This is a genomic window from Methanobacterium lacus (assembly GCF_000191585.1).
Classification (GTDB): Archaea; Methanobacteriota; Methanobacteria; order Methanobacteriales; family Methanobacteriaceae; genus Methanobacterium_B; species Methanobacterium_B lacus.
Genome location: NC_015216.1, coordinates 541608 through 560518, shown reverse-complemented (window position 1 = coordinate 560518; position 18911 = coordinate 541608). Strand labels below are relative to the sequence as shown.

Annotated in this window: 17 protein-coding genes; 13 read left to right on the top strand and 4 right to left on the bottom strand. The window is 36.0% G+C overall.

Annotated elements, in window-relative coordinates:
- The first annotated feature begins 269 nt into the window (after positions 1 to 269).
- The 5 genes from METBO_RS02920 (at position 270) to METBO_RS02900 (ending at position 5780) form a co-directional block, all read left to right on the top strand.
- On the top strand, positions 270 to 1499 hold the full coding sequence (locus METBO_RS02920; protein ID WP_013644174.1) for an ammonium transporter: 1230 nt from the start codon (positions 270 to 272) through the stop codon (positions 1497 to 1499).
- A gap of 60 nt (positions 1500 to 1559) precedes the next feature.
- The gene (locus METBO_RS02915) at positions 1560 to 1898 is read left to right on the top strand and encodes a P-II family nitrogen regulator (RefSeq protein WP_013644173.1); all 339 of its coding nucleotides are present in this window, start codon (positions 1560 to 1562) and stop codon (positions 1896 to 1898) included.
- A 438-nt stretch (positions 1899 to 2336) separates the two neighbouring features.
- A complete protein-coding gene (locus METBO_RS02910) occupies positions 2337 to 3563 on the top strand; it encodes an ammonium transporter (protein WP_013644172.1) in 1227 nt (408 codons plus the stop codon).
- A gap of 14 nt (positions 3564 to 3577) precedes the next feature.
- A complete protein-coding gene (locus METBO_RS02905) occupies positions 3578 to 3916 on the top strand; it encodes a P-II family nitrogen regulator (protein WP_013644171.1) in 339 nt (112 codons plus the stop codon).
- A gap of 310 nt (positions 3917 to 4226) precedes the next feature.
- A complete protein-coding gene (locus tag METBO_RS02900; RefSeq protein ID WP_013644170.1) occupies positions 4227 to 5780 on the top strand; it encodes a flippase in 1554 nt (517 codons plus the stop codon).
- Positions 5781 to 5813: 33 nt separating this feature from the next.
- Here METBO_RS02900 and acs read toward each other — a convergent pair whose 3' ends face one another.
- Positions 5814 to 7763 (bottom strand): acetate--CoA ligase, encoded by a 1950-nt coding sequence (acs, locus tag METBO_RS02895; protein ID WP_013644169.1) that lies wholly within the window; start codon positions 7761 to 7763, stop codon positions 5814 to 5816.
- A gap of 186 nt (positions 7764 to 7949) precedes the next feature.
- Between acs and METBO_RS02890 the strand changes: the two genes are divergently transcribed.
- Together METBO_RS02890 and METBO_RS02885 are read left to right on the top strand one after the other, a co-directional pair.
- Complete coding sequence (locus METBO_RS02890) at positions 7950 to 9560, top strand: thiamine pyrophosphate-binding protein (RefSeq protein WP_013644168.1); 1611 nt, start codon at positions 7950 to 7952, stop codon at positions 9558 to 9560.
- Complete coding sequence (locus tag METBO_RS02885; protein WP_013644167.1) at positions 9557 to 10909, top strand: B12-binding domain-containing radical SAM protein; 1353 nt, start codon at positions 9557 to 9559, stop codon at positions 10907 to 10909. Before METBO_RS02890 ends, METBO_RS02885 begins: the two co-directional genes overlap by 4 nt.
- A 106-nt stretch (positions 10910 to 11015) precedes the next feature.
- Here METBO_RS02885 and METBO_RS02880 read toward each other — a convergent pair whose 3' ends face one another.
- The gene (locus tag METBO_RS02880; RefSeq protein ID WP_013644166.1) at positions 11016 to 12185 is read right to left on the bottom strand and encodes a pyridoxal-phosphate-dependent aminotransferase family protein; all 1170 of its coding nucleotides are present in this window, start codon (positions 12183 to 12185) and stop codon (positions 11016 to 11018) included.
- A gap of 356 nt (positions 12186 to 12541) precedes the next feature.
- On the opposite strand from METBO_RS02880, the gene METBO_RS02875 reads away from it, so the two are divergent.
- Both METBO_RS02875 and METBO_RS02870 read left to right on the top strand, forming a co-directional pair.
- On the top strand, positions 12542 to 13300 hold the full coding sequence (locus tag METBO_RS02875) for a 6-hydroxymethylpterin diphosphokinase MptE-like protein (protein WP_048186329.1): 759 nt from the start codon (positions 12542 to 12544) through the stop codon (positions 13298 to 13300).
- 72 nt (positions 13301 to 13372) lie between these two features.
- Positions 13373 to 14503 carry an ORC1-type DNA replication protein gene (locus tag METBO_RS02870; protein ID WP_013644164.1) on the top strand — a complete coding sequence of 377 codons (1131 nt, stop codon included), beginning with the start codon at positions 13373 to 13375 and terminating at the stop codon, positions 14501 to 14503.
- A gap of 24 nt (positions 14504 to 14527) precedes the next feature.
- On the opposite strand, the gene METBO_RS02865 is transcribed toward METBO_RS02870, so the two are convergent.
- The gene (locus METBO_RS02865; RefSeq protein ID WP_048186327.1) at positions 14528 to 14716 is read right to left on the bottom strand and encodes a hypothetical protein; all 189 of its coding nucleotides are present in this window, start codon (positions 14714 to 14716) and stop codon (positions 14528 to 14530) included.
- Positions 14717 to 14860: 144 nt separating this feature from the next.
- On the opposite strand from METBO_RS02865, the gene METBO_RS02860 reads away from it, so the two are divergent.
- The 3 genes from METBO_RS02860 to METBO_RS13560 all read left to right on the top strand — a co-directional run bounded on the left by METBO_RS02860 (position 14861) and on the right by METBO_RS13560 (position 16911).
- Positions 14861 to 15322, top strand: coding sequence for an archease (locus METBO_RS02860; RefSeq protein WP_013644163.1), 462 nt, complete (start codon positions 14861 to 14863; stop codon positions 15320 to 15322).
- Positions 15323 to 15898: 576 nt separating this feature from the next.
- Entirely contained in the window at positions 15899 to 16357 is a 459-nt protein-coding gene (locus METBO_RS02855) for a hypothetical protein (protein WP_013644162.1), read from the top strand.
- A 401-nt stretch (positions 16358 to 16758) separates the two neighbouring features.
- Positions 16759 to 16911: a hypothetical protein gene (locus METBO_RS13560; RefSeq protein ID WP_158304882.1), complete on the top strand. Its 153-nt coding sequence runs from the start codon at positions 16759 to 16761 to the stop codon at positions 16909 to 16911.
- Positions 16912 to 16960: 49 nt separating this feature from the next.
- Here the strand turns inward: METBO_RS13560 and METBO_RS02850 are convergent, their stop codons facing one another.
- The gene (locus METBO_RS02850; protein WP_013644161.1) at positions 16961 to 17380 is read right to left on the bottom strand and encodes a hypothetical protein; all 420 of its coding nucleotides are present in this window, start codon (positions 17378 to 17380) and stop codon (positions 16961 to 16963) included.
- A gap of 296 nt (positions 17381 to 17676) precedes the next feature.
- Between METBO_RS02850 and METBO_RS02845 the strand changes: the two genes are divergently transcribed.
- The gene (locus tag METBO_RS02845) at positions 17677 to 18852 is read left to right on the top strand and encodes an FprA family A-type flavoprotein (RefSeq protein ID WP_013644160.1); all 1176 of its coding nucleotides are present in this window, start codon (positions 17677 to 17679) and stop codon (positions 18850 to 18852) included.
- The last annotated feature ends 59 nt before the right edge of the window (positions 18853 to 18911 follow it).

Below are 18911 nucleotides of genomic sequence, written 5' to 3'. Positions count from 1 at the left end.
GATCAGGATGGATTTATTAGCCTTTTTTTAATTTATTTTGTAATTTTTCTGATATTGTTTGGAAATATTTAATCATTTCAACTTCGTTTTACCACAATAGTTAAATAATAATATGCAAAAAAATATATCGGAAGTAGGTTGCCTATATCCAATAGCATCTACAAGGAAACAACAGGTGGGGTAAAATTTTTATTTTTAGAAAATTTTCTTGTACCTGAAAAGATTATGGAAAATTATATACCTAAACTATTAATGGAGGAAACAAAAAAATGGTAGTTCTTGACTCTGGTGATACTGCCTGGATGTTAATATCCACAGCACTAGTAATTCTAATGACCATACCCGGCGTAGCTCTCTTTTATGGAGGGCTAATACGGAGAGAAAACGTTTTAAATACAATATTTTTATCTTTTGTAAGTTTTGCAATTGTGAGTATAATCTGGTTCGTATATGGCTACGACCTTACCTTTGGTTCTGATATGTGGGGATTTATGGGTAGCATAGCAAATCCACTGTTCGGAGGAGTTATAGAATCAAACACACTTTCAACCTATGCCCCAACCATACCAACAGGACTTTACGCAATATTCCAAATGACATTTGCAGCCATAACAGTTGCATTGATATCTGGAGCAGTTGTAGAAAGGATGAAATTTTCAGCTTGGCTCGCATTTATACCTATTTGGGCCACACTAGTTTACATGCCCGTAGCTCACTGGATGTGGGGTGGAGGATGGTTAGCTCAGATGGGTGCACTTGATTTTGCAGGAGGAACAGTTGTTCATGTTAACTGTGGTATGGCAGCATTAGCCCTTGTGATGTTATTAGGTGCAAGGAAAAATTCTAATTTACTTCCCCACCATCTAGGATATTCCATTATTGGTACCGGTCTACTATGGTTTGGTTGGTTTGGATTTAACGCAGGATCTGCACTTGGAGCAACAAATTTGGCAGTATCTGCCATGATAGTCACAAACATCTCTGCTTGTGTTGGTATGATGACTTGGATCCTCATGGATAAACTTCAAACTGGTAAGCCAACAATACTTGGAGCACTTTCAGGTGCAATAGCTGGACTTGCAGCCATAACACCAGCAGCAGGTTATGTAAATGTAACCGCGGCCATAATTATAGGATTTGTTGCCGCAATTTGTGCTTACTTCGCTGTTTCACATCTTAAACCAAGGTTCGGTTACGATGACTCCCTCGATGTATTTGGAATACATGGTGTTTGTGGAATAGTAGGTACCATCGCAGTAGGATTCTTTGCAACACCCCTCATAAACAGTGCAATTAAAGGAGGATTAATCGCAGGAAACCCAGCTCAAATAGGAATTCAACTCCTGGCCGTATTAGTAATTGGAGCCTATGCATTTGTGATGACCCTGATAATTGGTAAGGTCATTGACAAAACAATAGGACTCAGAGTAGAAACTCAAGACGAAGTTCAAGGTCTAGATATTAATCTGCATGAGGAATCCGGTTACAGGCTGTCATGAGTAGCTTTAAATGAATCCAAAGTAATAATAATTTTAAATGAGGATTTATGAGGTGCAATAATGAAAAAAATACTCGCGATTATAAGACCCGATAAATTAGAGGAGGTTAAACAGGCACTTGAAGATATAGGTTGCAATGGTTTAACTATCAAAGAAGTAAGGGGTAGAGGAATACAGTTAGGCATTACAGAAAGTTACAGAGGACACGACTACAAGGTTGATCTTCTTCCAAAGACAGAAATTGAAATAGTTACAGGAGAGGAAGATTTAGACAACATCGTTGACACAATAGTGAAAACAGCACAAACTGGAGATATAGGTGATGGAAAAATTTTCATTTCACCTGTTGAAGAAGTAATTAGAATAAGAACTGGTGAACGTGGCGAAAAAGCCATTTAACTCCATATTCTATTACTTTTATTATTAAGATCCTATAAATAAAATTCTGAAATTTTATATTTTTTTTAAATTCTTGAATTCAAGTTTGGAAATATTTTCAACAATCTACCAAAAATTTATCTAAAATTCATAATATTATGAACATTTTTTAATTATTTCTAATTTTACTATTCATTGTCAGTTATAACGCTGATATTGTACATTTTTGGACAGATCAATCAAAACATTTATATATGGTTAAATTCAACAATGATATGTCGGAAGTATGTTTCCTACCTCCGATAGTTTAGGTGAAAATAAAATTGGGGTGAATGATTTGAAATATTAATCTCATTTTCCATTTGGAAAATTCACAATACTACAAATTAAAACGACTATACACTAATCAATTGATAATCAACCGATATTATCAGATACAAACCTAAGGGAGGAAATAAAATGGTTGAAGCAATTCTTAACTCTGGTGATACAGCGTGGATGTTAACCTCCACCGCTTTAGTTATGTTAATGACTTTACCCGGCGTAGCATTGTTCTACGGGGGACTTACTAAAAAAGAAAATGTATTAAACACCATATTTTTATCGTTCATGGCATTCTCCATAACAAGTATAATATGGGTAATTTATGGATATCCACTGGCATTCGGAACGGATGTGATGGGTATAATTGGTAGTCCGGCCAATATATTAATGAACGGAATAGATGTAAATGCTCTGGCACCTTTAGCACCTACAATACCATTACTGGTTTATGTAGCTTTCCAGATGACATTTGCAGCCATAACAGTAGCACTTGTTTCAGGTGCAATAGTTGAAAGGATGAAATTCAGTGCATGGCTCGCATTCGTGCCACTCTGGATAACAATCGTATATCTACCTATATCCCACTGGGTATGGGGTGGAGGATGGTTATCACAGTTAGGTGTGTTAGACTTTGCAGGAGGAACAGTTGTTCACTTGAATGCAGGTATTGCTGCCCTCGCACTGGTACTTTTACTTGGAAAAAGGAAAGATATCAGACTGCTACCACATAACTTAGGATACTCAGTTATAGGTGCAGCATTACTGTGGTTCGGTTGGTTCGGATTTAACGCAGGATCAGCACTTTCTGCAGGCGGACTTGCAGGTTCAGCATTCTTAGCAACAAACACCGCAACTGCAGCAGCACTCATATCATGGGTAATGATGGATGTTATAAAAACTGGAAAACCAACTTTACTCGGTGCAATATCTGGTGCAATAGCAGGATTAGTTGCAATCACACCAGCAGCAGGATTTGTAACAATGGGCGGAGCATTAGTCATAGGTTTCCTTGTATCCATATTCTGTTACATTGCAATATCAACAGTCAAATCCAAATTCGGATACGACGATGCACTTGATGTATTCGGTATCCACGGTGTAGGTGGTGCATGGGGTGCTCTAGCAACAGGTATATTTGCTGCTCCATTCGTAAACTCACTAGGAACAGGTGCTCTCTACGGAAACCCTGGACAGATTGTAACACAATTAATTGGTATCGCTGTTGTAGGAGTATACACACTCATAATGACCCTAATAATTGGTGTTGTCATTGACAAAACCATCGGTCTCAGAGTGGACCTCAAAGAAGAAGTTGAAGGCCTTGATACCCATCTTCACGAAGAATCGGGTTACAGAATTTAAGGGAATGTGGTAAAATGAAAGAAATAACCGCAGTAATAAGACCAGATAAATTAGAAGTTGTAAAAGAAGCTCTTCAAGAAATTCAGTGCAATGGAGTGACTGTAACAGAAGTTAAAGGTCGTGGCCGTCAGTTAGGAATAACTGAAAGTTACAGGGGCAGAGATTACAAAGTGGATCTCCTACCTAAAACCAGGCTCGAAATAATTGTCAACGATGATTATGTTGAAAAAGTTATTGACGCCATAGTTAAAACTGCACAAACAGGTGATATTGGAGATGGAAAAATCTTCGTAGCACCAGTTGAAGAGGTTATAAGAATTAGAACCGGTGAAAGAGGAGAAAAAGCAGTATAACTTTTTCCTCCTATTCTTTTCTAGGTCTTTGGAGGCGGGGGCCTAGAACCCAATATTTTTTTTAAAATCCATAATCATATCAAGTTTGTAGTTTTATTTTTTTTTATTCTTAAAATATAGTAGATTATTCATGTCCAATCTTCGAACCATTTTTGTAACTCAATTAATTAACTGTAAAACTATCAAGAACCCCTAATTTTATATTAGTTTTAGGTTAAAGAGTCCCAAATTATGATTTATCCTACTTAAAATGGTAAAGTTCTATTTTTATATACTATAACTTTAAATAGTCAAGAGCTAACAAAGGGTTATGCATAAATTATTGAAGGGCAGTTTCATCATACTCATTGGAACCATATTCTTCAGGGTTGGAGGATACATATTCATGGTTCTGATGCTATCTTTACTGGATATCAATGCCTATGGAATGCTAAACACTGCAATGTCCTTTCAATGGATTTTAATTCTAATTGCCGTAGCAGGACTTCCTCCAGCAATAGCCAAATATGTATCAGAGTACCTTGCAAAGGATGATAGGTACATGGTTAAGAAGGTGATATTCAGTTCATTGAAGATCATGATCTTAATGAGCGTGGTCTTCGTCACTGTCTTCTATTTTTCTGCGGGTTACATCTCAGATTACATGAAGGGCGGTCCTGAACTCACAGCATTGTTACAAGCCGTGAGTTTCATTGCACCATTCAGCGTAATTTTAGGTTTGTTTAGAGGTGTTTTCCAGGGATATCAAGAAATGACAGATATCATGATCACACGGGCTGTTGAACAGATATTCATGATAAGTTTGGCTGTTGTGTTTATACTGGCAGGATTCTATGTTCTTGGTGCTGTAGTGGGAAGCATTATCGGTTTTGCTATTGCAGCGGTTTCAGCAGTCATCATATTCCGAAGGAAATTTTGGGATGGATTGAAGAATGTTAAAAAACCTGAAAAAAGCATTGGAGAATTGAAACTAGTAAAAATGCTTCTGTTATTTAGTACTCCTGTAATTATTACTGGCCTCGCAGAATTAACCCTATTTCAGACTGTGAACTTTATTGTTCCTCCTATGTTAGGATTCTCACTGCTTGGTTACTACAACGTTGCAAGTCCGATTGCCAGGCTTCCTTTGGTAATATCATCTTCAGTTGCAGTTGTACTTTTACCAGCAGCATCTGAAGCATTTGCATTGAATGGAAGCAGTTTAGTCAAAAAATATGTTTCACTGGCATACAGGTATCTTCTATTGGTACTGCTCCCCCTATGTGCAATTGTTATCATTTTTGGAGAACCTATAATGCAGCTTCTCTTCCCTTCAAAACCAATGGCATATAGTTTTTCAGGGACGTCCCTAATGATCTTAGTGGTTGGAATGGCTTTCTTCTCTGTTTACGGTATTTCTGCAAGTGTCCTGCAGGGTGCTGGAAAACCCTACCCTGCTATGGTTTATCTGGTGATTGGAACAGTCAGCAATTTAGTACTAACAGTTCTTTTGGTTCCAATATTAGGTTTAAATGGAGCTGCAATTGCAACAACCGTTGCATCATTCATCATAATGGTTTTAACCACCAAGAAAACTCTTCAAGTAACAGGAACAGAACTGGATTATTCAAACCTGGCAAAAGTAGGATTGGCAACAGTTATAGCAGGTTTATCTATGATATTACTGCCAAAAACCATTTTAACATTCTTTGTTTCACTGGTTGTTTTGCCTTTGATATACATCATGATACTTGCATTTACGAATACATTAGTTCCTAGAGACATATCCATGATTCAAAAGGTTGGTTATCGTTCCGGTCCCTTTAAGAAACCCTTTTTAATGTTTACAGAATTTTTAAGCAAATTTGTTAAGGAAAATGTATAGGTTACTGGATTGGTTTGTACCATCAGATTTTTTTTAATCCAACTTCTCTATTTCTTTTACTGCTTCTGGATTTGCGAGTGTGCTTGTGTCTCCCACTGTTTCACCCTTAACTCTGGCCTTGATCACACGGCGCATGATCTTTCCTGAACGAGTTTTCGGAAGATCTCCAACTAATTTTATATATTTAGGTGTTGCTATGGGGCCTATTTCAGTTCTAACGTGGTGTCTTAGCACAGTTTCATAACTTGTTTCGAAGTGGTAGTTCTCTTTGATCACAACAAAGGCACTTATCTCTTCACCTTTAATTTCATCGGGTTTTCCCACAACTGCAGCTTCTGCTACACCAGGATGACTTACAAGTGCAGATTCCACCTCTGCGGTACTGATCCTATGCCCTGCAACATTTAACACATCATCTTCTCGGCCCTGTATCCAGAAATAGCCATCATCATCTTTACGTGCCACATCCCCACTTAAATACGTGTTTTTAAAACTGCTCCAGTAGGCTTCGTACCTGTTTGGATCGTTGTACAGGGTTCTAAACATGGCCGGCCATGTTGATTTGATAACCAAATGTCCCCCACCCCCTTTAATGGAATTTCCATCATCATCAATTACATCTGCAACAATGGTTGGGAATGGTTTAACAGCTGAACCGGGTTTTAGATCTGAGATGGGCAGTGGCGTGATGAGATGCATTCCTGTTTCTGTCTGCCACCATGTGTCCATAATTGGACAACGACTCTTTCCTATAACTTCATGGTACCATATCCATGCTTCTGGATTAATTGGTTCACCCACACTGCCGAGCAACCTTAAAGAACTGATATCATATTTTTCAGGCCATTTTTCACCAAATTTCATGAACATCCTAACTGTGGTTGGTGCAGTGTAAAACACTGATACATTGTACTTTTCAATCATACTCCACACACGTCCGGGATCTGGATAGTCCGGTGTTCCCTCGTAGATCACCGATGTTGCACCCATCATGAGGGGCGCGTATACTATGTAGCTGTGTCCAGTGATCCATCCTATATCTGCTGCACACCACCAGATATCATCGGGTTTAATGTCAAAAACAAATTTCAGTGTGGTGTAAACTCCAACACCATATCCCCCATGTACATGTACAACTCCCTTGGGTTTCCCAGTTGTTCCAGAGGTGTATAGAATAAATAGTGGGTCTTCTGGATCCATCTCTTCTGTTGTACATTCAAATACTGCTTTTTCCATGGCTTCATGCCACCATATGTCCCTATTTGAATCCATTTCAATAGGAATCTTGGCATGTTCAACTACAATCAATTTTTGGATGCTTGGGGTGTTTTCCAAAATCACATCAACATTTTCCTTGAGACAAATCTGTTTACCCCTTCTTGTGAAACCATCTGCAGTTATCGCAACCTTTGAATCAGCATCATTTATTCTTTCTTGAAAAGCCTTTGCCCAAAATCCTGAAAAAACCACGGAATGTATGGCCCCAATCTTTGCACATGCTAACATTGCAATTGGTAGTTCTAGAATCATTGGAAGATAAATACTAACTGTATCACCTTTTTTAACTCCAAGATCCCTCAAAACATTAGCAAATTTGTTAACTTGCATTTGGAGTTGTTTATAAGTTAAACTACGAACCTCACCAGATTCTCCTTCCCATATAAATGCGGTTTTATCCTTTTGTTCCCCATGGGCATGTCTGTCAATGGCATTTTGTACAATGTTAAATTTTCCATTAACAAACCATTCTGCATGGGGTGGATTCCAGTTGAAGGTTTTGGTATAGGGTTCAAACCATTCTAGTTCATGAGCAAGTTCATCCCAGAACCATTCAGGATCCTTCTCTGCTAATTCTAATAATTCATCATAATCCTTTATATTACGCTTTTCCATCCATTTATAGATATTAGAATCTTTAACAAATTCCAAAGATGGTTTAAAAATCCGTTTTTCTTTGAGTAAAGAATCTAAATCACCAGGCATTTAATCCCCCCGTTTAAATACTTATTCTGCTAATTGAATCATTCTACTCTATATGAAAACATATTCTGGATCATCTGTATTTTAGAAACAATCATTTTCTATCTTATTATCTTTTTTGAAACATTAATAATTTGTGAGATTCCAAATTCCCAAAATTTATACTATTTAAAAACCATATTAAGGGTAATGGAATCACATACGCTACGATGTGCTGATGCACTGGTTAAAGTTTTCGAAAAATTTGGGGTTAAATTTATATTTGGACACCCTGGAGAACAGATTTTACCATTGTACGATGCATTGAAAGAATCTGAAATTGAACATGTTCTAATGAGACATGAGCAAGGAGCAGCACATGCTGCAGATGGCTTTGCAAGAGCTTCATCAAATACTGGGGTTTGTATAGCAACTGGAGGTCCTGGAGCAATGAATTTAGTAATGGGAGTTGCTACAGCTTATAAAGACTCTGTACCCATGATCGTTGTAACTGGAGATGTTCCCCTCAAATTGAAGGGTAAACATGGATTTCAAGACATTGATATCAACGGAGTGTTCCAACCCATAACCATCGAAAGTTTTCAGATACAAAACGCTGAAGAAGGTGTTTTAGCCCTTATTAATGCGTTTAATATATTGAAGTATAAACGTAAAGGTCCAGTTCATTTAAACTTTCCAAAGGATGTTCTTGAGAGTTTGGTGGAAGACAGTTTAGTTGATTCAATTTTGGAAAACAACAACATTAAAAATTTCATAAACCCCCTCATCACAGAAGAGAGTCTGAAACTCATTGAAAATTCTGAAAAACCTTTAATAATTGCAGGTGCCGGTGTTTTATGGAGTAAATCATCAGATAAACTTTTAAATTTTGCAGAAAAGCATAAAATTCCGGTTGCAAGCACTTACCATTCCCGCGGAGTACTTCCTGAAGATCATGATTTATCAGTGGGTATGATTGGTTTAAGGGGAACCAAAGCAGCTAACTACGCTGGAAAAAATTCTGATCTGATCCTTGCACTGGGTTGCAGGTTATCTGAACGTACCTGTCAAGGAATTGGTGAAGCTAAAATTATACATGTAAATCTTGATGAAAGAGTTCTTGATGGTGATTTGAAGATTCAAGGCGATGTTAATCAATTTTTAGATGAAATAAATAATGTCCAACTATTAAATAATGAAGAATGGCGTTCTAATATATTTAAACATCCTAAAACCTTTACTGTTAAAACAAATTTTAGCACCATCCCAATTAAACCCCAAAGAGCAATTAAAGAAATTCTTGATGCTGCTGAAGATTCTGTTATTGTGAATGATGCAGGAACCCACACAACATGGGTCACTCTGCTTAAAAATGTTAAAACACCAGCATCATTACTTTTTTCAGGAGGTTTTGGACCAATGGGATATGGTGTTCCTGCTGCGATTGGTGCATCTCTTGCAAATCCTGGAAAACCAGTTGTAGCCATTGTGGGTGATGGTGATTTTCAAATGACACTGCAGGAACTTGGAACTATTCATGAATTAAAGCTTCCAATTGTGATATGTATCATTAATAACAGTTCCCTTAGGATAATCAAACAGTGGCAGGAAATGTACTATGGAAAAAGTTATCAGGTTGAATTGGAAAATCCTGACTTTAAAAAACTTGCAGAATCATACCATGTGAATAGTTTGGGTGTTAATTCTCCCGGAGAAGTTATTAAGGCTGTAAGGAAAGCTTTAACGATGCAAAAACCATATCTTTTAGATATCGAAGTAGATCAGACAGAATGTATTCCATTGCCAGAGGTATTAGAATGAAAGTATTGATGATAAATCCACCATATAACTCGTCAAAGTATAAATTTATAGGTTTAGTTGCTCCACCATTGGGTATTGCATATATCGCAGCTATGCTTGAAAAACATGGGGTCACAGTAAAAATATTAGATGCACCTGCCCTTGAAATGGATCATGAAGGGGTTTCAAAGGAAATTAAAAATTATTCACCGGATATTATTGCAATTACCTCTGTCACACCAACTATAGGAAGTGCACTTGAAACAGCAAAACTATCTAAAGAGGTTTGTCCAAATGCTGTGACTGTTTTAGGTGGTTACCATCCCACATTCACATTTCCAGAAATGTTGAAAAACGATTTTGTTGATATCGTTGTTAAGGGTGAAGGTGAATTAACAATGGTGGATCTGGTTGATGCACTGGAAAAGGGTCGAGATCTCCAGGAAGTAGAGGGTATAGCTACAAGGGATTTTGTAACAGAACCCAGAAAAATTATTGAAGATCTAGACAGTCTCCCATTTCCTGCAAGGCATTTGTTACCAATGGATGAATACAAAATTCTCAACATGAAACTTACCACAGGCACCATAATATCTGGCAGAGGCTGCCCATATCAATGCTCATTTTGTGCATCTTCTGCAATGCACGGACATAAGCTGCGTTTAAGATCTGCTAAGAGTGTTGTTGATGAAATGGAACATCTTGTAAATGAACACGACATCGAAATGGTGGCTTTTATGGATGACACCTTCACAATCAGCAAAAAAAGAGTCTATGAGATATGTGAAGCAATTAAGGAAAGGGGATTAAAGAATTATTGGGGCTGTACTGCACGGGTTGACACCATATCCGAAGACTTGTTGAAAACCATGAAAGATGCTGGGTGCATCACCATGTTTTTAGGGGTTGAATCTGCTGATCAACAAGTACTAAATGAAGTGAACAAAAAAACCAACATCGCCAAGATAAAAGAAACCTTCGAACTCACAAGAAAATATGACATGAGAACAATAGCATCTGTTGTTCTTGGAATGCCCGGAGATACCAAGAGCAGTATTAGAAACACCATCAATTTTGTGAAGCAACTAGAACCATCCTACGCTGTGTTTTCTTTAGCCACACCCTACCCTGGAACAGATTTTTACATCAAAGCCGCCAGTGAAAATTTGATAAAAATTAATGACTGGTCCAAGTACACTTTACTAAGTCCCGTCCTTGAAACTGTGGACTGTTCCCTGGAAGAACTGAGAAAGTTGCAGAAAAAAGCATTCACAGAGTTTTATCTTAGACCTAGATACATACTCAGACAGACTAGGATGGATGGTCCCATAATACTGAAAACCATTGCATCGATTGTTAGGGGTGTTTGAATACACCAACAACAGCTAAAAAAATTATCTTTTTTGATGAAACTCGAATTAAATCCTAAAAAAAATACTGAATCTAAAAATAAATAAAAAAATAAAGAAAATGGAATTAGAAGAATTCGAGTGAGTTGTTTCCAGGCATGTAACTTTCCTGTACTGCTGCAACTCCAGTTCCTAATTCTACTTCGTAACCAAATTCCTTCAAAGACATTTCTATAGCTGCTATGGTTGAAATTATTTCCCTGTGGGTTATGTTTCCCATATGTCCAATTCTGAAAACATTGCCTTTGAGATGATCTTGACCACCTGCAAGTTCTATGCGATATTTGTTTCTCATAGTACCCCTGAAGTTTTTATCAGTCATTCCTTCAGGCATGTTTACAGCCGTTACTGTGCTAGAAGAAGCATCTTCACTTGCAAACAGTTCTAGTCCAATGGCCTTAACACCATTTACAGTAGCTTTAGCTGCTTGTTCATGTCTTTTAATTCTGGCTTCTAATCCTTCTTCCATTATTATTTTTAATGCCTCGTTCATTGCATACATGAGTGAAACAGATGGTGTGTAAGGTGTTTCTGGAACAGCTTTTGATCCGCTCTTTCTGTATTTTTTGAGGTTTAAATAATAGGTTTTGGATTCTGTTTTGTCCACAACTTTCCATGCATCATCATTCAATGTTATTGCAGCCATTCCCGGAGGTGCTGCAAGACATTTTTGTGATCCGGTTACACAGATATCGATACCAAAATTATCCACTTGAACATCAGCGCCACCTAGGGATGAAACTGTGTCAACAACGTAAAGAGCGTCAAAATCCTTTAAAATTTTACCTACTTCTTCTATTGGATTTTCAACACCTGTGGAAGTTTCATTATGAACCATTGTTACTGCTTTGATTTCTTCCTCTTCTTCAAGGATGTAGCGGATATCTTCAGGATTTGCTGCATTTCCCCATTCAACCTCTAGTTCCACTGGAACTCCACCGTGGGTTTCGGTTATCTGCATGAACCTTTCTCCAAATTTTCCACCTACAATATTTAAAACCTTGTCGCCCTCACTAATCACATTTCCAAGGGCTGCTTCCATTGCAGCTGTACCTGAACCTGTGATTAAATAGGACTGGTTCTGAGTCTGAAATACTTCTGACATCATTTCATTGGTTTCTGTCAGTATCTCACCAAACACAGCACTTCTATGGTTCACTATGCTCTCAGACATAGCCTTTAAAACTCGTGATGAAACCCGTGTAGGACCTGGTATCATCAGCAACGTCTCATTCATCTTAATAAAACCTCCAATTTAAATTGAAACTATTTTTTTTCCTTAAATGTTCTACCATCATATTCCCCCAAGGAAACCTCGTACCATGAAATTTGTCAAGGTTTGAGGGGATGTGATAATGTATGAAAAATGGCTTTATATACTTGACGCTGAAATTATCAGGCTGTGTTGAATTTAGTTTTAAGGAGAATAATTTTTAGATATTCCCTGCTAAAAAATATGAATAAAAGTAGGATAAACTCCAATAAAGCTATTTAATTGTTTTTAAAGAGAAAAAGAAAAAAATAAGTAATATGCGTCGAAGCAAATACCACCTGTTAAACAAATTATATTTGGTACTAAACCAACCTAACTGTATGAATCTTGTGCAATGGTTTTCTTGGTACGATGAAATTTTGGCTGATTTCGGATTTGATAGGTCTGCAGACGAAGAATCTGCTAAGCTACTGCAAAATCTTCTGGGCGATGATGGTTTGTCCCCAACAGATATCAAGATAAAAGAAAATGTGGTAATATTCGGTGCAGGGCCATCGTTGAAAGAGAATGTTCTCGAATTTAAACAAATAAATATGGAAAATTTCAGCGTGATCTGCGCGGATGGGGCTGTAACTGCATTATTAGAAGAGGATATAGTTCCTGAAATTGTGGTAACAGATTTGGATGGTAATATTGATGATCTCCTAACATCTAACCATCAGGGCAGTATCATGGTTGTCCATGCCCATGGAAACAACATGGAAACTTTAAAAAAATATGTTCCCAAGTTGGAAAATGTATTGGGAACCACACAAAGTACTCCATTAAAAAATATTTACAACTTTGGAGGATTCACAGATGGAGATAGATGTCTGTTTCTTGCAGGTAAACTCAAGGCCAAAAATATAATTCTTGCGGGAATGGACTTCGGAAAGGTAGTCACAAAATATTCAAGGCCGGATATTGATGGCGAATTAGGGCATGCAGACAGTATAAAGGAAAAAAAGCTCCAATATGCCAAAAAATTAGTTGAATGGATGGTTGAAAACGAAGAAATTACCATCTGTAATGTTTCCAACGGAGAGACAATTTCAATGGTTAAGAATATAGAATTTAGCGATATTCCCATTTCAAAATAACCCTCAGATCAAAAATTTGTTTATTTTTTTTAAAACCAATATTTTATATTTTAAACCACCAGATAACAATACATGGGAATCGAAGATATACTACTATTTGATGAAACCATTTTCAAGAACATAGACGCATTTAATCCAGATTACGTGCCTGATAACTATCTTCACAGGGAAAATCAGATGGAATCTCTTGCAATATGTTTAAGGCCAGCTTTAAAAGGAGGACGTCCCATAAATACTGTTGTTTTAGGTTCTCCTGCCACTGGAAAAACAACAGCCATAAATAAAATTTTCAACATGGTTGAAAGTAACTCTGACAAAGTTGTATGTGTATATGTTAATTGCCAACTTCATACAACTAGATTCAATATTTTCTCCCAGATCTACAACAAAATATTTGGTCATATGCCTCCTGAAACCGGAGTCCCATTTTCAAGGATCTACGGAAGCATAATGAAACATTTGCAGAAAGAAAAAAAATCCATGGTTGTTGCACTGGACGATGTAAGCTATTTGTTTCATAGCAAAAATGCAAATAAAATATTTTATGACATTTTACGGGCTCATGAAGAGTTTAAAGGAGTTAAAACAGGTATTTTTGCCATATTATCCGACATAGAATTCAGATACATGCTTGATAAAAATGTTACATCTGTTTTCATTCCCCAAGAAGTCGTCTTCGATCCATACAGCACACCGGAAATGTTTGATATCTTAAAGGACAGGGTGAGGGCAGGATTTTATCCCGATGTTATATCAGATGAACTTTTGAACACCATTGCAGAACAAGCATCAGAAGTTGGAGACCTTAGAATGGGAATAGATCTGCTCAGGGTAAGTGGTAATTTTGCAGAGGCAGATGCATCAAAAACCATTGAAGAAAAACATTTAAAGCAAGCTTTGAGCAATACTAGTTCTACTAACCTTAGAAGTACTCTTAAAACTCTTTCAAATGAGGATAAATTACTTTTAAAGGCAATAGCAGAGTACGAAACAGATGATCTGATTGCAGGTGATCTGTATAAACTTTTCAACAATGCTCATCCCACCAGTTACGCTTCCTTCGATAGAAAATTGAATAAATTAGAATTTTTAAGGATGATAGATACAAAATTCACTGGAAAGGGTGTTAAAGGAAATTCCAGACTGATTATTTTGAGGTTTGATTCTGAAGATATTCTAAAGTGTCTAGAAAGAATTGATTAATAGAATTAAAAAAAATCAACATGTTCATGCAGAGTATAGTAAGTTAGAATTTGGTGCAGCTGCAACAAACATTATACTGGCTATGAAAACCGTTACAATCAATACTATGATCATGCAAGACACTGGATCAAGGTAATGATCATCGAAGTAGTTTATTAATCCTGATTTTTTCCTTAAATTGGGTGTTTGATTTCTTCCATAAATTCTTTGCATAATTACTTTCCTCCCATACTATTAAGATCTCTGCAACACATTTAAAACAAGAGATAGAGAGCATTTGATAAGTAATCAAAGGCAATATCATTGAAATAACTATAAAAAATATGGATGTAATAAAAAAATCTAAGGTGGATAAATTTGTTTACAAAAAACGATTCTGAAGAAAATTTGAAGTATGAATTTTTCGATGTAACTGCAGACGTAGGATTTAAAGCATACGGTGACACCATTGATGTGGCATTTAGTAATGCTGCCATCGCAATGTTTGAGGTTATTACCGACACATCTAAGGTCGAACACAGAATAATAAAAAAAATCAAGATAGAAGCAGAAGATGAATGTTCAACTCTCTACGAATGGTTGTCAGAACTACTATTCCTTCACGACACAGAAAACCTAGTTTTCTCGAAGTTCAATGTGAAATTATACCGAAAACTCAAGAACGAAACCAAAATATTTTACTTGGAGGCACTCGCATTCGGTGAACAATTCAATCCAGAAGTTCATGAAAAGAGATCTGAAGTCAAAGCAGTAACTTACCATATGATGGAAGTGAATCTGGAAGATACTTGCGAGTTACAAGTTATCCTAGATATTTGAACCTAATTGCACGATCATACCACGATTGTGATTTTATGTTTTTATTAAGGTAGTTGATATCAGTTGGTTTAAGTTTATAAATCATCAGAGTCTTGGAATTAAGCTTTAGAACTATTATAAGATGTGTTTGTATAATCTAGGAACTGCACATACAAATCCTGTTAATCCCTTGTTTAAATTAAATATTTTTTAGAAAATTAAATCAAAATATATATAAATCATGTTTGATAAGATGTATTAAGATGAAATAGAATGATCAAATATTGGTGGAAAAATTAAGACTTAATCGATGGGGGAAACTAGGATTTTTGGTTACAAATCTCAATCCAACTATCCATTAAAAGTATCATCGATACAACTATAATTTTAGATAAATAGAATACGGAAAATCCAAGTGTTTATATGAAAATAGAAAAAAATAACAGGAAGGGAAACTCAAAACCCAAATATTAAAATCCCGAATATTCAATGATTAGATGAACTGAATATTTCCATTGTTGAATCTTAGAAAATTTTTTACAAAAAGTAACCAAAATTTGAACATTGAAGTTAACAACTTTTGAGGAGTTGGATTGCATGATGGATGAATTAATGGATGCAGAAGGCTGGATAGACGAAGAATGGATAGAAGAGGAAGAATGGATAGAAGACAGTTGGATGGAACTTGAAAAGGCCAGAGGTGAAAAGGTAATCAAGTGCAGTAAGAGAAAGATCAAAGCTTCCAAAAATAAACCTGCAGCTGAACAAGTGACTCTAATATTTGAAGACACCGACAACTTAGATATCGAAGAAACCTACGGAATAAAAATCATTGGATCTAAGGTAGTTGTGGGTCAACACACCAAAAATAACACTGCATTCAAGGAAGTAGCTGCAAAAAACATCAATGAAAAAAGGTTTTTGGAATATGTGGCAGGTCAGATTGAGGATGTTAACGGACCTGAACTTAAACTAACACTGGCTTTTGAAAAAGGCTACTCAATAGAAATAACCAACTATGTTTCTGTGGAAGAGCAAAAAAATAAACCTAAATAAAATTCTTGTTTTAATCCTTTTTTTAATTCATGGTTGTCTCATAAATTTTTTAAAAAGTTTGTTTGATTTAGTTCACTCTTTTTTTGGATTTCATCTTTTCGATTGTTTTTCTTTAATAGATATAGACCAAATATGTGTATTTTTGTAGAAAAACTAGATTTTAGATGCTATTTTTCGACTTAAAACAACTAATAAAAACTCATAGACAAAAACAAACTTCACATATTATTCCAGATAAATATAAATTCCAATCTCACGCCTGTTTCATATTCTTAGCATTCATGATATCTTAACTGCAAAAATATAGTTATAAACTTTAAAATACCCAAAGGACTGGAATTCATAAACGCATCAACAAGAAACGGAAAATAGACCTACAACTCCCAAACAAGAATAGTGACTTGGAACTAAACAAATTAGATCTTAAAACCAGAAAACTCATGATTACACTCAAAAGTCTAAACATTGGAACCTACAACATATTACCAACGATCTGTGCAGATCCCACAACTAACACAACAACAACATTAAAATCAAAATTCCAAAAAAAATAAAAAAAAATAAATTCTCTTATTTTACTTTTTTTATCCTTTAGAAGTTAATTTATAGTTCTTTAAGCCAACCCAAAACTTCATCTGCAATATCCTCTGAGATATCTTCAATCCAATCTTGTTCACTCCATTTGCATACGTCTTCTTCTGCTACATCTCCCACAAAATCTTCTACTCGATCGTTATCTGTCCATTCGCCAACAGTTGATTCACAGAAACTATAATCTTTATCATGATTATCGAATTTAACTTCCCAAGTCTTTGAATTTCTTATTTCCCAGTACCAATAAAAATTGCGAACAGTTTCTTCGTCTCTATCACCATTTTCAAAGTTTTCTTCGAGATCGTAGCCTACTATCAATAAAAGATCTCGATCTAAGTAGATTTTTTTTTCGTAGGAATCACTTAAATCTTGTTTCCTCTCTAATTTCGTGGTTTCTATTTTGTCAACCAGTTCATCTTTCCCTATCATTATCACTCCTCTAAACAAAATCTTCTTGTTTAATTATTTGTTATGCAATTCATTTAGTTTTATCTTGTGAAAAAAATAAAATGCCATCCCCACTGAATCATCGAATTTAAACGGATGGAAATAATGTTTTAAGGAATTTAAAGAATATAACAGAACTTTTTTATGCTTTAAAAACCAAATAATAATATTCATACATTGGTAATTAATGTTCAGATCATGGAGTACAAATGTGGATCTCTCTTTATTGCAATTAAATATTGAAAAATGTGTTTTTAGTTAGTAACTGAGGTGGTACAATGATTAAAACAATAAAAGAAAATGTATATTCTGTTGGTGTGGAAGATTGGAATAGAAGAATATTTGATGAACTCATACAAATTCCTGAGGGAACTAGCTACAACTCGTATCTTGTAAAGGGTAAAGACAAAATTGCACTCATCGATACCGTTGATCCCGCAAAAACTGAAGAACTGCTTGAAAACCTCAGAACTCTCGAAGTGAATATTGATTACGTCATTGCAAATCATGCTGAACAGGATCATTCTGGAAGTTTACCTAAAATATTGGAGCATTACCCTGATGCTGTGGTGGTTACCAATACTAAATGCAAAGAACTCTTAACAGAATTTTTATTGATATCCGAAGATAAGTTCATGACTGTTAAAGATGGTGATGTCCTGGATCTTGGTGAGAAAACTCTGAAATTTATAATTACTCCATGGGTGCATTGGCCAGACACCATGGTAAGCTATCTTAAACAGGATAAAATCTTGTTCTCATGTGACTTTTTTGGTTCCCACGTTGCAACCAGCCATACATTTGCAAACGACAGGGATATTTACAAACCTGCAAAACGATACTACGCAGAGATAATGATGCCCTTTAGGACAATTATTAAAAACAATCTGAAAAAAATTGGAACAGAAGAGATAGATATTATCGCACCAAGCCATGGCCCCATATACAAAAATTCAAAGTTCATCATGGATGCCTATGCTGATTGGACAGCTGATGATAGTAAAAATGAAGTTATAATACCCTACATATCTATGCACGGCAGTACAGAAAGAATGGTAAATTATTTGGTGGATGTTCTGATTAAAAAGGGTGTGAATGTTAAACCATTGAATTTGACTTACACCGACATGGGTGAAGTGGCTTTGGAATTGGTTGATGCCACAACTATGATTATTGCATCTCCCACTGTATTGACTGGACCTCATCCAAGTGTTGTTTATGCCACTTACCTGGCCAATGCTTTGAGACCTAAATTGAAGTATGTTTCTGTCATAGGTTCCTATGGATGGGGTGGAAGAATGCTTGAACAAATTGAAGGCATGATCAAAAATCTGAAGGTTGAAACTATTGAGCCATTAATAATAAAGGGATTTCCAAAGGAAGAGGACTACAAAAAATTAGATGAAATTGCTGAACAGATATTTCAAAAGCATTCTGAACTTGGAATTATTTAAAATCCAAGTTCTTGAATGTTTACATTTTCATGGGAAAAATGATATATAAGTTTGCACAT

What these genes read in the sequence shown, in the direction of transcription:
- METBO_RS02920 (WP_013644174.1), top strand. Translation starts at nt 270, where the DNA reads ATGGTAGTTCTTGACTCTGGTGATACTGCCTGGATGTTAATATCCACA.
- METBO_RS02915 (WP_013644173.1), top strand. Translation starts at nt 1,560, where the DNA reads ATGAAAAAAATACTCGCGATTATAAGACCCGATAAATTAGAGGAGGTT.
- METBO_RS02910 (WP_013644172.1), top strand. Translation starts at nt 2,337, where the DNA reads ATGGTTGAAGCAATTCTTAACTCTGGTGATACAGCGTGGATGTTAACC.
- METBO_RS02905 (WP_013644171.1), top strand. Translation starts at nt 3,578, where the DNA reads ATGAAAGAAATAACCGCAGTAATAAGACCAGATAAATTAGAAGTTGTA.
- METBO_RS02900 (WP_013644170.1), top strand. Translation starts at nt 4,227, where the DNA reads ATGCATAAATTATTGAAGGGCAGTTTCATCATACTCATTGGAACCATA.
- acs (WP_013644169.1), bottom strand. Translation starts at nt 7,763, where the DNA reads ATGCCTGGTGATTTAGATTCTTTACTCAAAGAAAAACGGATTTTTAAA.
- METBO_RS02890 (WP_013644168.1), top strand. Translation starts at nt 7,950, where the DNA reads ATGGAATCACATACGCTACGATGTGCTGATGCACTGGTTAAAGTTTTC.
- METBO_RS02885 (WP_013644167.1), top strand. Translation starts at nt 9,557, where the DNA reads ATGAAAGTATTGATGATAAATCCACCATATAACTCGTCAAAGTATAAA.
- METBO_RS02880 (WP_013644166.1), bottom strand. Translation starts at nt 12,185, where the DNA reads ATGAATGAGACGTTGCTGATGATACCAGGTCCTACACGGGTTTCATCA.
- METBO_RS02875 (WP_048186329.1), top strand. Translation starts at nt 12,542, where the DNA reads ATGAATCTTGTGCAATGGTTTTCTTGGTACGATGAAATTTTGGCTGAT.
- METBO_RS02870 (WP_013644164.1), top strand. Translation starts at nt 13,373, where the DNA reads ATGGGAATCGAAGATATACTACTATTTGATGAAACCATTTTCAAGAAC.
- METBO_RS02865 (WP_048186327.1), bottom strand. Translation starts at nt 14,716, where the DNA reads ATGCAAAGAATTTATGGAAGAAATCAAACACCCAATTTAAGGAAAAAA.
- METBO_RS02855 (WP_013644162.1), top strand. Translation starts at nt 15,899, where the DNA reads ATGATGGATGAATTAATGGATGCAGAAGGCTGGATAGACGAAGAATGG.
- METBO_RS02850 (WP_013644161.1), bottom strand. Translation starts at nt 17,380, where the DNA reads ATGATAGGGAAAGATGAACTGGTTGACAAAATAGAAACCACGAAATTA.
- METBO_RS02845 (WP_013644160.1), top strand. Translation starts at nt 17,677, where the DNA reads ATGATTAAAACAATAAAAGAAAATGTATATTCTGTTGGTGTGGAAGAT.